At 66.4% G+C, this 12,603-nt stretch carries 10 protein-coding genes and 1 tRNA gene; 5 read left to right on the forward strand and 6 right to left on the reverse strand.

What is annotated here, in order from left to right; all coding sequences use genetic code 11:
- Positions 1 to 6: 6 nt before the first annotated feature.
- Positions 7 to 1,140, forward strand: coding sequence for a DUF1513 domain-containing protein (locus P7L68_RS14830; protein WP_372006397.1), 1,134 nt, complete (start codon positions 7 to 9; stop codon positions 1,138 to 1,140).
- A gap of 79 nt (positions 1,141 to 1,219) precedes the next feature.
- Here P7L68_RS14830 and P7L68_RS14835 read toward each other — a convergent pair whose 3' ends face one another.
- The 6 genes from P7L68_RS14835 to P7L68_RS14860 form a co-directional block, all read right to left on the reverse strand.
- Entirely contained in the window at positions 1,220 to 1,510 is a 291-nt protein-coding gene (locus P7L68_RS14835) for a putative quinol monooxygenase (RefSeq protein ID WP_372006398.1), read from the reverse strand.
- Positions 1,511 to 1,634: 124 nt separating this feature from the next.
- Entirely contained in the window at positions 1,635 to 2,309 is a 675-nt protein-coding gene (locus tag P7L68_RS14840; RefSeq protein ID WP_372006399.1) for an HAD family hydrolase, read from the reverse strand.
- Positions 2,310 to 2,490: 181 nt separating this feature from the next.
- Positions 2,491 to 3,672, reverse strand: coding sequence for a type I restriction endonuclease (locus tag P7L68_RS14845; RefSeq protein ID WP_372006400.1), 1,182 nt, complete (start codon positions 3,670 to 3,672; stop codon positions 2,491 to 2,493).
- A 204-nt stretch (positions 3,673 to 3,876) separates the two neighbouring features.
- A complete protein-coding gene (mmsB, locus tag P7L68_RS14850; protein ID WP_372006401.1) occupies positions 3,877 to 4,776 on the reverse strand; it encodes a 3-hydroxyisobutyrate dehydrogenase in 900 nt (299 codons plus the stop codon).
- 107 nt (positions 4,777 to 4,883) lie between these two features.
- The gene (locus tag P7L68_RS14855; protein WP_372006402.1) at positions 4,884 to 6,035 is read right to left on the reverse strand and encodes an isobutyryl-CoA dehydrogenase; all 1,152 of its coding nucleotides are present in this window, start codon (positions 6,033 to 6,035) and stop codon (positions 4,884 to 4,886) included.
- A gap of 96 nt (positions 6,036 to 6,131) precedes the next feature.
- On the reverse strand, positions 6,132 to 7,628 hold the full coding sequence (locus P7L68_RS14860; protein WP_372006403.1) for a CoA-acylating methylmalonate-semialdehyde dehydrogenase: 1,497 nt from the start codon (positions 7,626 to 7,628) through the stop codon (positions 6,132 to 6,134).
- Positions 7,629 to 7,855: 227 nt separating this feature from the next.
- On the opposite strand from P7L68_RS14860, the gene P7L68_RS14865 reads away from it, so the two are divergent.
- The 4 genes from P7L68_RS14865 (at position 7,856) to P7L68_RS14880 (ending at position 12,552) form a co-directional block, all read left to right on the forward strand.
- On the forward strand, positions 7,856 to 8,767 hold the full coding sequence (locus tag P7L68_RS14865; protein ID WP_372006404.1) for a LysR family transcriptional regulator: 912 nt from the start codon (positions 7,856 to 7,858) through the stop codon (positions 8,765 to 8,767).
- Positions 8,768 to 8,901: 134 nt separating this feature from the next.
- On the forward strand, positions 8,902 to 10,182 hold the full coding sequence (locus P7L68_RS14870; RefSeq protein ID WP_372006405.1) for a NupC/NupG family nucleoside CNT transporter: 1,281 nt from the start codon (positions 8,902 to 8,904) through the stop codon (positions 10,180 to 10,182).
- Between the two features lie 148 nt (positions 10,183 to 10,330).
- A tRNA-OTHER gene (locus P7L68_RS14875) sits at positions 10,331 to 10,431 on the forward strand.
- 93 nt (positions 10,432 to 10,524) lie between these two features.
- Positions 10,525 to 12,552: a radical SAM protein gene (locus P7L68_RS14880; RefSeq protein ID WP_372006406.1), complete on the forward strand. Its 2,028-nt coding sequence runs from the start codon at positions 10,525 to 10,527 to the stop codon at positions 12,550 to 12,552.
- Positions 12,553 to 12,603: the final 51 nt, after the last annotated feature.

The raw sequence follows: 12,603 nt of genomic DNA on the forward strand, positions 1-12,603 counted from the left end.
GGCATCATGACCGGCAGCATCACCCGCCGTACCGTGCTGCGCGGCCTTGGGATGGCGGCGGGTGCCGCCGCCGTGCTCAGGCCCGATCACGCGCTCTGGGCGGCGCCCGGCGCCCCTGACTTCCTGGCGGCGGCGAAACAGGCCGACGGATCCTATGCCTTGCACGGGCTGATGCGGAGCGGCGACATCCGCTTCACCATCCCCTTGGGCCAGCGCGGCCATGGCGGCGTCGTGCATCCTGCCCGGCCCGAGGCGGTGGCGGTGGCCCGCCGTCCGGGGCGTGAAGCCGTGGTGGTGGACTGTGCCGCAGGGCGGGAGCGGCTGCGCTTCACCCCGCCCGAGGGCCGGGTGTTCTATGGCCATGGCGCCTTCTCGGCCGACGGCCGGACCTTTTTCACGCCCGAGAATGACTACGAGGGCGCGCGCGGCCGGGTCGGCATCTGGGATGTCGATGCCGGCTATAAGCGGCTGGGAGAGGTGTCGTCGGGCGGTGTCGGCCCGCACGAAATCCGGCTCGAAGCCGGCGGTGCCACGTTGCTGGTCGCCAATGGCGGCAATGCCACCCATCCCGATCTGGGCCGCGAGGTGTTGAACCCCGGCACCATGCAGCCGAACCTGACCCGGATTCGGGTTGCCGACGGGGCCGTGGTCGATGCGGTGGAGAACGAGGCCGCGCTGCGCATGAACAGCATCCGCCATCTTGCCACCCGCGCCGACGGGCTGGGGGCGGCGGTGATGCAGTGGCAGGGCGACGGCCATGAACGCCCGCCGCTGATGATGCTGCATCGGATGGGCGAGGCGGTGCGCCTGATCGCAGCCCCGGAACCCGCCCATGCGGCGATGCGCAATTACGCGGGCTCGGTTGCCTTCAACCGCCGCGGCGATCTGGTGGCGATGACCTCACCGGTCGGCGGGCGGCTGCAGGTGTTCGAAACCGATACCGGCCGCTTCCGCGCGGCGCTGGTGGCCGCCGATGTCTGCGGCCTGGCCCCCGATCCGGACGGCGAGGGCTTCATCGCCACCGACGGCCGCGGCCGGGTGCTGGCGGTGGTGACCGATCCGTCGGCGGACAGCGGCTTCCGGCTGAAGCTCAGGGCGACGCATCCGGTCGCCTGGGACAATCACGTGGTGGTGCTCTAGACGCCGGGGCATGTGGCGGTGCGCCGAGGGCACACGGCCCGGCCGTCGGGGAGGCGGGCCGGGCCGGCAGGGGCGGCCGTCAGGCGATCTGCTGCAGGCGGATCACCTCGAATTTCGCGATCCCCTTCAGCGCACGGCCGAGGGCGCGGAAATGGTCGGACTTGCCATGGGCGACGGTGGCCGCCTCGTCGGTCCATTCTTCGAGCATCACGAAGCGATGATCGTTGGTGACGTCGACATGCAGGTCATAGCGATGGCAGCCATCTTCGGCGCGGCTCGGGCCGGTGCATTCGGCAAGAGCGGCGCGCACGGCTTCGGCATGGCCCGGCTCGGCGGTGATGATCGCGGTGATGACCAGATTGGGGGTCATGGGAGCGTTTCCTCCGGTGTGTTCTGGTTGGCGGCCCAGACTACAGCAATCCGCAACTTGACGCGACGGATTGCTGTTCTTTGCGATATTTCACCGTTTTGATCGACGTTTGAATGGCGACTTGTCAGAGTCGGCGTGCCATCGCGTCGATCGCCTGGGGCAGATCGCCGGGTTCGTCGATCAGACCATCGGCACCGGCGCTCTCCAGCTCCTCGCGCCCGCCATAGCCCCAGAGCACGCCCAGCGCCCGCACCTTGTTGGCATGGGCGCCCGAGATGTCGTAGCGCCGGTCGCCGACCATGATCGCGCGGGCGGGATCGATGCCTTCACCTGCGATCGCGCGGGCGATCACCTCGGGCTTCTCGCCGCCGGTGTCGTCGGCATTGGCGCCATAGGTGCCGGAGAACAGCCCCATCAGCCCATGGCGTTCCAGGATCATCCGCGCGGCGGGCAGGGCCTTGGAGGTGGTCAGAACCAGCCGCCGGCCGTCGGCGCCGAAGCGGTCCAGCACCTCGCGGATGCCGGGGAAGAGCGGGCTTTCCTTCAGCACCAGCTCGTCATGATGGCGCTGGAACACGGCAACGCCTTCTGCCACCCGGTCGTCGCCATGCCGGCCCAGCAGCAGCGCCATGGTGTCGGTCAGCGGCGGCCCGATCGTCCAGCCCAGATCCTCGGTCCGATCCGCCGGATGGCCCATTTCCTCCATGGTCATGTGGATGCAGCGGACCACGGCGTCGTGGGAATCGATCAGCGTGCCGTCCATGTCGAGCAGGACGGTGATATCGGCAGGTACAGCCAAGGCGGATACTCCGGACATTTGCGAACCCGGGCGGTTCTGGTTCTGGAGCGGCGATCCTGCAGCGCAACATCACCGCACCCATTGAGTTCTACGCCCCGCGCGCCGGAGGGACACGTGAAAAAAATGCGGCCCTCCCGTTCGGGGAGGGCCTGAACATGAGCGCATGATGTTGGCTGGCCGGCTATCGCTGGGCCTTCAGGGTTTCGACGCGGTGCGTGAAGATCGCCAGCAGCGGCGCATCGATATCGTTGATGTCGTCGGTGGCGATGTCGATGTCCGGCCCATCGGGTGTGCAGACCTTGAAGCGCAGGCGTTGGGTCTTTACCGAGGCCGGCGCCTCCCGGAATTCGAACAGACGCCCGGCTCGTTCCCGTTTGTAATAAACGACGAATTTGACCTGGAAATCCCGATACTGGACGTTTGATATCTCTTCAAAGGCCGCTTCATCCTGAACCAGGAAGGACAGGCGCCTGATGATCCAGTTGTAGACGCGCAGCTCCGTCTCGGTGGTAACGATACGCTCTGCCTCGTCGCTCTCGCCGTCGACCAGAGCAGTATCGGCGGTCGCCTGGGGGGCAGGTGCCGGTGCTGCCACCTGTTGTGAGGTTGGGGCAGCCTGTTCCGCCAGCCGGTGAACGTCTACTCCCGAAATATCGAGGCGTTTCAGGATCAGACGGTTCACGTAGTCCGAGATGCCCTGCCGGACCATGCCCTGATAGTCGGCCATCATGGTCGAGCCGATATGTGTGATGCCGCAATTGCGCATCAGCATGCGGGTGAATTCTGCGGGCGGCTCGTCGAACCACTCCTGGAGGACCCGGGCCATGGATCTGAAGATGTGCCGACGCCGGGCCTCCGCCCCGATCTCCTCCGGCCGGAACTGGCTCTTGCGCAGGGGGAGCAGCCCGTTGACGGTCGTGTCGTCGACGGCCCCCTTGGCGACATCTTTCAGGTCAAGCGTGAAGAACGGCTTGTCGTCGAGGATATTGGGGCTGTCGCTGTCGGCGTAGAACTCCCAGATCAGGCCGTTCGTCAGGACCCCCATCTTCACCGTGGGGGCCGCGTTGAAATAGGCCTTCAGCTGTCCGCGGTGATCGATCAGATCTGATGTCGCGCATTTGCATTCGATGGCGATGATCGGCTGGCCGTCCTGGAGAACGGCGAAGTCGACCTTGTGTTTGTACTTGTCGCTGAAATCCGCGTGGTGCTCTGGAACCACTTCTCGGGGATCGTTGCGGTCGTAGCCCAGAATATCGATGAAGGGGAGAATAAGGAACATCTTGGTCGCTTCCTCGCTGACACAGCTGGACGCGAGGCTGTCGACACGTCGGGCGTGGTCGATCAGGCGCTGTTTGAACTCCATCGGGGCGACCTTCGGCAAAGAGATTGCAAGCCCGGACCGGAACGGGCATCTCCGATCATGCCGAAGAGTAATATACTCGTAAAGGATGAGTCATGATGTTGACTCATATTGTCCTGATGGCCTCATGGGCAGGCCGCTCGAACGAAAAGGCGCCGGCCACCTTGCGGGGGCCGGCGCCTCGGGTCGTTCGATGAAACAGTCGGATCAGGCCTTGCCGGCCATCTCGCGCAGCATGCGCACGATGCCCGAGAAGTCGGCGCCGCCCTGGCCGGCGTCGGAGTACTGCTGGTAGAGGGCCGCGGCAGCGGCACCGAGCGGGGTGGCGGCGCCCGAGGAGCCGGCGGCGTCCTGGGCGAGCTTCAGGTCCTTGAGCATCATGTCGACCGCAAAGCCCGGCTTGTAGTCGTTGTTGGCCGGCGAGGTCGGCACCGGGCCGGGAACCGGGCAATAGGTGGTGAGCGACCAGCACTGGCCCGAGGCGGTCGACGAGATGTCGAACAGGGTCTGGTGCTCGACGCCCAGCTTTTCGGCCAGCGCGAAGGCCTCGCAGACACCGATCATCGAAATGCCGAGCAGCATGTTGTTGCAGATCTTGGCCGCCTGACCGTTGCCGGCGCCGCCGGCATGGACGATCTTCTTGCCCATCTTCTGCAGATAGGGCTCGGCCGCCGCGAAGGCGGCTTCGGTGCCGCCGACCATGAAGGTCAGCGTGCCGGCCGCCGCACCGCCGACGCCGCCCGAGACCGGGGCGTCGACCATCGGCCGGCCGGCGGCTTCGGCGGCCGCGATCACCTCGCGCGCGCTGTCGACGTCGATGGTCGAGCAGTCGATGAAGAGGGTGCCGGGGCGCGAGGCGGCGATGATGCCGGCATCGCCCAGATACACGCCCTTCACATGGCGCCCGGCGGGCAGCATCGAGACCACGACGTCGACATCCGTCGCGGCGGCGACGGCGCTGTCCGCCTTGCTGCCGCCGGCATCGACGATGCGCTGCACCGCCTCGTCCGAGAGGTCGAAGCCCTTCACCGCATGGCCGGCCTTGAGCAGGTTGAGCGCCATGGGGCCGCCCATATTGCCGAGGCCGATGAAACCGATGGTCGCCATCTTCGGAACGTCTCCCTGAAATCGTCGGTCTTGTGCGACAGGGTCGATCCTGTCTGATCTTTAAGGTCGTGCAGCGTGTCGTGGCGCCTGTCCGGTGCGGGCCAGGCTCAATCGATCGCCATGCCCTGAAGCAGGCGGCGAGCGATGATCACACGCATGATCTCGTTGGTGCCTTCCAGGATCTGGTGGACCCGGGCGTCGCGCAGATAGCGCTCGATCGGATAGTCCATCAGATAGCCATAGCCGCCATGCAGCTGCAGCGCCTCGTTGCAGATCCGGAAGCCGGCATCGGTGGCGAAACGCTTGGCGGATGCGCAGATCGCGGTCTTTTCGGGGTGCTGGCTGTCGAGCGACCATGCCGCCCTGCGGATCATCAGCCGGGCCGCTTCAAGCTCCGTCATCATGTCGGCCAGGCGGAACTGGGTGGCCTGGAAGTCGGCCAGCGCCTTGCCGAACTGCTGGCGGCCCTGAACATAGTCCCGCGCGGCGTCCAGCGAGGCGCGCGCGGCACCGATCGAACAGGCGCCGATATTGATGCGGCCGCCATCCAGCCCCATCATCGCGATCTTGAAGCCGTCGCCCTCTTCGCCGAGGCGATTTTCCACCGGCACGCGGCAGTCTTCGAAGATCACCGCCGCCGTCGGCTGGCTGTTCCAGCCCAGCTTGCGCTCATTGGCGCCGAAGGACAGGCCGGGCGTATCCTTCTCGACCACGATGGTCGAAATGCCCTTCGGGCCGTCACCGCCGGTGCGGACCATCACGACATAGATGTCGGAGCGGCCGCCGCCCGAGATGAAGGCCTTGGAGCCGTTGAGGACGTAGTGATCGCCGTCGCGCACCGCCCGGGTGCGGAGCGAGGCCGCATCGGAGCCGGCGCCGGGTTCCGTCAGGCAGTAGCTGGCGAAATGCTCCATGGAGCACAGCTTCGGCAGGAAGCGGTTGCGCTGCTCGTCATTGCCGAAACGGTCGATCATCCACGCGGCCATGTTGTGGATGGAGATATAGGCCGCGGTCGAGGTGCAGCCGGCGGCCAGTTCCTCGAAGATGATCGCGGCGTCGAGACGGGTGAGGCCCGAGCCGCCGACATCGTCGCGGACATAGATGCCGCCGAAACCGAGAGCGGCCGCCTCGCGCAGCTCCGCCTCGGGAAAGATCTTCTTGGCGTCCCACTCCGCGGCCCCGGGGGCCAGCCGGTCGGTCGCGAAACCGCGGGCCATCTCCTGGAAGGCGCGCTGGTCTTCGGTCAGGGAGAAATCCACGGATGTCACCTCCACGATCTTATTGCGCCCCACCGCCCCGCGCGCCGGAAAACCGGTGCGCGGGGCGGTGCGACGAAAGCCGGACGCGACGGGCGATCAGCCCATGGTCGGGATGTGGAAATCCGCACCCGAGCGGATGCCGGTCGGCCAGCGGCTGGTCATGGTCTTGATCTTGGTGAAGAACCGCACGCCCTCGGGGCCGTGCTGGTTGGTGTCACCGAAGGCCGAGTTCTTCCAGCCGCCGAAGGTGTGGAAGGCCACCGGCACCGGGATCGGCACGTTCACGCCGACCATGCCGACCTGGACGTTGCGGGCAAACTCGCGGGCGGTGTCGCCGTCGCGGGTGAAGATCGACACGCCGTTGCCGAACTCGTGCTCGGTGGGCAGGGCCGCCGCCTCGTCGAACGACTTCGCACGCACGATGCTGAGCACCGGGCCGAAGATCTCTTCCTTGTAGATGCGCATGTCGGGGGTCACGCGGTCGAACAGGCAACCACCCATGTAGAAGCCGTTCTCGTAGCCCTGGATGTTGACCTCGCGGCCGTCCACGACCAGCTCGGCGCCTTCCTGCACGCCCAGATCCACATAGCCGCGGACCTTGCGCAGATGGTCGCCCGAGACCAGCGGGCCGAAATCGCCATCGGCCATCGAGGGACCGAACTTCAGGTTCTGGACCCGCGGAACCAGACGCTCGCGGAGCGCTTCCGCGGTTGCCTCACCCACCGGCACCGCCACCGAGATCGCCATGCAGCGCTCGCCGGCAGAGCCGAAACCGGCACCGATCAGCGCATCGGCCGCCTGGTCGAGGTCGGCGTCGGGCATGATGATCATGTGGTTCTTGGCGCCGCCCATGGCCTGGACGCGCTTGCCGTGCGCGGCACCGGTCGCATAGACGTACTTGGCGATCGGGGTCGAGCCCACGAAGCTGATCGCCGGCACGCGCGGATCGGTCAGGATGGTGTCGACCGCTTCCTTGCCGCCGTTGACGACGTTCAGCACGCCGGCCGGCGCACCCGCTTCCAGCATCAGCTCGGCCAGGCGCATCGGGACCGAGGGGTCCTTCTCGGACGGCTTCAGCACGAAGGTGTTGCCGCAGGCGATCGCCACCGCGAACATCCACATCGGCACCATGGCCGGGAAGTTGAAGGGCGTGATGCCGGCGCAGACGCCCAGCGCCTGACGCATCGAATAGACGTCGATGCCGCGGGCGACGTTCTCGGAATACTCGCCCTTCAGCAGATGCGGGATGCCGCAGGCGAAATCGACCACGTCGAGACCGCGGGTGATGTCGCCCTTCGCATCGGTGAAGGTCTTGCCATGCTCGCTGGACAGCAGCTCGGCGAGGCTGTCCATTTCGCCTTCGACCAGCTGCTTGAACTTGAACATCACCTTGGCACGGGCCATGGGCGAGGTGTTCGACCAGATCGGGAAGGCTGCCGCCGCATTGGCGATGCCGGCCTCGACCTCGGCCTTGGTCGCCAGAGCGACCTTCGCCGACAGCTCACCGGTCGACGGGTTGAACACGTCGCCGAAATTGCCGCTGGTGCCCTCGACGATCTTGCCGCCGATAAAGTGATGGATCTGCTTGACCATCCCGCGTTTCCCCAACGTTGCGAGGGTGTAGGACCGAGCCCGTTCCCCGGCTTGAACGGGGGGTGAGGCCAAGGGGCCTGCACCGCCCTGATTGTGACGCCGCCGGTAACCCGGACGATCTCTGTCCGGACGGCTTGGTGACGCTACGATAACGATGTAAAACTGCACGGCCAGCCCAAAACGCGCAGAGGCCGTCTGCGCGGATGCACACCTGACACGAGGCCCGGATGTTCGACTGGAACGACCTCCGCTTCTTCCTGGAAGTCAGCCGCCGCGGCCGTCTGGTGACCGCCGCGCGTCATCTGGCGGTCGATCATACCACCGTCAGTCGGCGCATCCAGGCCCTGGAAGAGCGGATGAACACCAAGCTGTTCGACCGTACCCCCGCAGGCTACAGCCTGACGCCGGCGGGCGCGCAGCTGGTGGAATATGCCGAGGCGATGGAAACCACCGCCTTCGCCATCCAGGAGAGCATCGCCGGCCAGGATCTGCATCTGTCGGGCACCGTGCGGGTCGGGGCGCCGGAAGGTTTCGCCACCGCCTTCCTGGGCGCCCGGTTGCAACCCTTCTTTGCAGCCCATCCCGGTATCCAGATCGATCTGGTCGCGGCGCCGCGCTATCTGAGCCTGTCGAAGCGCGAGGCGGATCTGGCCATCGGCCTCGCCCGGCCGACTTCGGGCCGGCTGGTCGCGCGCAAGCTGACCGATTACCGCCTCTGTCTTTACGCGACCCCCGCCTATCTGGAGCGGGCCGGCACGCCGCGCACGCTGAAGGAGCTGGAGGGGCACGACTTCATCGGCTATGTCGACGACCTGATCTTTGCGCCGGAACTGCGCTATCTGGACAAGCTGGTCCGGGCACCGCAGGTGGTGATGCGATCGACCAGCCTGGTCGTACAGCGCGATGCGACGCTGGCCGGGCTCGGTCTTTGCATCCTGCCCTGTTTCGTTGCGGCGACCGTGCCCGGGCTGGTACCGGTGATGCCGCGCGAAACCAGCATCCAGCGCAGCTTCTGGCTGGTGACCCATGCCGATCTGCGCGACATCGTGCGGGTGCGCACGGTCGCCGAATACATCCGCGATCTGGTCCGGCGTGAACAGGATCTGCTGGTCGGCCGCGGGCTGGATGATGCCGACTGACCGGCGGCGCGCGGTTCTGGACCATCGGGCGGCTTTGCGCCTAGAGTCGGTGCCATGACGGGGTGTCTCGCGTTTCGGTTGGGGGCCGGGCGCAGAGCTGGCACAAGACGCGACGGCAGTGGGGGCAGGGGCATATGGACGGAGTGACCGGGGCGTCGTTCGGCGGCGTCGCGCAGAGTGCGTTCGGCGTGCTGGCGCTGGTGGCGGTGGCCTGGATGATCGGGCGGGCGCCCAAGGGGGTGCCCTGGCGGGCGGTGGGCATCGGCATCGTGATCCAGGTGGTGATCGCGCTGATCCTTCTGAAACTGCCACCGGTCCAGGCGGTGTTCGTCTGGATCAACCAGGCGGTCTCGGCGCTGGTGGCCGCCACGAAAGCCGGCACTTCGGTGGTCTTCGGCTATCTGGGCGGCGGCGCGGCCCCGTTCGAGGCGAGCAATCCGGCCAATTCCTTCGTGCTCGCCTTCCAGGGCCTGCCGCTGATCCTGGTGGTGGGCGCCATCGCCGGGCTGCTCTATCACTGGGGCGTGATCCCGTTCTTCGTGCGCGCCTTCTCGCGGCTGCTGCGCCGGACCATGGGCATCGGCGGCGCGGTCGGGGTGTCGACGGCGGCCAATGTCTTCGTTGGCATGGTCGAGGCACCGCTGTTCGTGCGGCCCTATCTGGCCCGGCTGTCGAACCCGGAACTCTTCATGGTGATGACGGCGGGCCTCGCGACGCTGGCCGGCAATATGATGGTGCTCTATGCCGCCTTCCTGACCGGCACGGTCGACGACCCGATCGGCCAGCTGCTGACCGCCTCGCTGATCTCGGCGCCGGCGGCGCTGGTGGTGGCGATGGTGATGATGCCGCCGGCACCGGCGGCCAGGGCGGTGGATGACGACGCGACCGCCCCGCCGTCGGAGGCCGCGACCAGCCTGGAAGCGGCGGTGATGGGGGTGATCAATGGCGTCAACCTGCTGATCAGCGTGGTGGCCATGCTGATCGCCGGCATTGCACTCGCAGCCCTCGCCAACATGATCCTGGGTCTTGTCGGGGATGTCTGGGGCGCGCCGCTGACGCTGGAGCGGATGCTGGGCTGGATCATGGCCCCGGTCGCCTGGGCGATGGGGATGAGCTGGCCGGAAGCCGTGGCCGCGGGCCCGCTGCTCGGCACCAAAGTGGTGGTCAACGAACTGGTGGCCTATCTGCAGTTCACCGCCGACCCGTCCGCCTTCAGCCCGCGGGCGCGGGTGATCCTGACCTATGCGCTGGGCAGCTTCGCCAATATCGGCAGCCTTGGCATCATGATCGGCGGCATGGTGGCGATGGTGCCCGAACGCCGCACCGACATCGTGCGCCTTGCGCCGCTGTCGCTGGTGTCGGGGACGATTGCGACCTGTATGACCGGTGCGGTGGCCGGTCTGGTTGTGTGGTAATCTTGATCTGTGAAATTCCTGAAAAGATTCTGCAATTTTTGGTTGATGGTGATTGGTGATTCAAAATATCATCATTCCAAGACGATGGCCCGTCGCATCTAAGACGACAACGGTCAGCTGCTGACCATCATGCGCCATCTGACATGATGCCGGAGTGGTGAAACTGGCAGACACCGGAAGTTCGGCCCTGGTCGTCCTTCCGCCGGGGCCTTCGTGTCCTTGCAGGTTCAAGTCCTGCCTCCGGCACCACCTTCCTCTTCCGCTCAAGTGCTGCCCTGAGACGATGCTGTCCTGCTGACGGCCGTTCGGGCACCCCTGCGTCGATTTCGAGGAATGTGCCCGATGACCGATGCCGTGCTGGTCTTTCCGCCCTCCTATTACCCGTGGTTCGTGGCGCCCGGCCTGTCGCACCTCACCGCCTGGTTGCGGTCGCGCGGCTGGCAGGTGGTGCAGCGCGATGCCAATATTCCTGCGATCGAACATGTGCTGCGCCCCCAGGCGCTGGCCGCAGCGGGTGCGCCGCCGGAGATGATCTCCGGGATCGGCGAGGCGCTCGCCACCATGCGCGACTGGCAGGCGCATCATGCGCTGGCACCCTATCTGGCTGCCAAGCAGCTGATCGAGCAGGCATCGCTGGTGATCGATGCCGCCGTGCCCGACACATTCCGGATCTTCCGCAACACGCTGCAATACATTTCGGCCCATGATGCCCGCAGGCGTGCAGGGGTGATGGCGGCGGTGCGCGGCCGCGAAACCCATCTCTTCCACGACTATTACCGCGACATCGAAGTGCCGGCGATCAGGGCGCTGCAACCGCGACTGGTCGGGCTGTCGGTCAACGACCACCACCAGCTGATCCCGTCGATGGTGCTGGCCTCGATGCTGCGCGAGGCACTGCCCGACACCCACATCACCATCGGCGGCAACCTGATCGCGCGGCTGAAGACCACGCTGGAAGCCGACGAGCCCGAGACCGCGGATCTCTATTCGGTGGTCGACAGTTTCATCCATCACGAGGGCGAACAGCCGCTGGACCAGCTGCTTCAGGAACTGGTCCATGGCCGGGTGGCAAACCGGCCGGTGCCGCAGGTCATCCGCTTCGACGGCACAAGGCCGGTATCCGGCCCGCCCTCGGTGCCGATCGCGCTCGACCGTCTGCCGCGGCCGGATCCCGAGGCCTATGCGCCCTGGACGCCCGAGCCGGTCACCGCGCTCAACATCTATCGCGGCTGCTATTACTCGGGCATCTGCAGCTTCTGCGACATTAACGAGGGCTATGACAGCGTCACCCACGAAACCCAGCCCGACGGGGCGGTGAAGGTGAAGTTCCGCAAGCGCCTGCGACCCATGGAGATGGTTGCCGAGGATCTGGCGGTCTGGCATGGCAAAACCGGCCGTACCCGGTTCAGCTTCACCGATGAATGGTTCCGGGTCTCGGAAATGCTGGAACTGGGAGAGCATCTGGCGCGGCGCGGTCTCTCGGATATCCATTGGGAAGCCTATGCCCGGTTCGAGCGCGCCTATCTGGAGCCCGATACCTGCGTGCAGATCCGCGAGGCCGGCGGCCGCTTCCTGCAATTCGGGCTGGAGAGCATCGCGCCCGCCACGCTGAAGGCGATGAAGAAGGGCAATACGCCGGATGAATATGCCCGCAGCCTGGCCAACACCACCGCGGCGGGCATCTGGAACCATGTCTTCTTCATCGTCGGCTATCCGGGCGAGCCCATCCACCATGTGCTCCCGCTGTTCCGCTTCCTGACCGAGAAGGGGCGGGACGTGCTGACGGTGAAGCCGACCCGTTTCCAGCTGGCCCGGCGCGCGCCGCTGATCCATACCCCGCCCGAGGGCATCGAGGTCGCGCCCGAGGCGGCCTGGGACTTCTTCATCAACATTCCGTTCCAGTACACCCAGAGCTGGTGGTGCAGGCGCTGCCGCAACGAACTTGCCGAGGATGCCATGGTGATGAAGCAGGGCCGGCCGAAATGCGCCGCCTGCAACAGCTGGGCCGAACGCTGGGCCCCCCTCAGCCGCAAGGCGGTGGACGGGATCTACACCCTGTCGGAAGTGCTGTGCGAACGGCACTGGTCGCACCCCGCCACCAGCCTGTTCCCCTATGTGGCCCGGCTGTTCCTGTCGGAGGCCCAGATGACCGACTTCGCCGCCCGCCTGCCCCGGCTGTCGACGGTGGATGCCGACGCGATCGACCAGGCGCTGATCAAGGTTCGCGGGGCGCTTGCCCGCGAAGCCGAGATGATCGACGGCATCGGCCGGGTCTATGCCGGAAGCGGCTTGAAACTGCCGAAAAAATTCGAGGGCTATGACGACTTCCTGGACCATTGCATGGCCTGGACGGAGGCGGCGGCCGCCTGACCCTGCGCTTGATCAGTCGACGCAGGCTCAGCTGTCGGGCAATATGCGCGG

Source organism: Tistrella mobilis (assembly GCF_041468085.1).
Lineage (GTDB): Bacteria > Pseudomonadota > Alphaproteobacteria > Tistrellales > Tistrellaceae > Tistrella > Tistrella mobilis_A.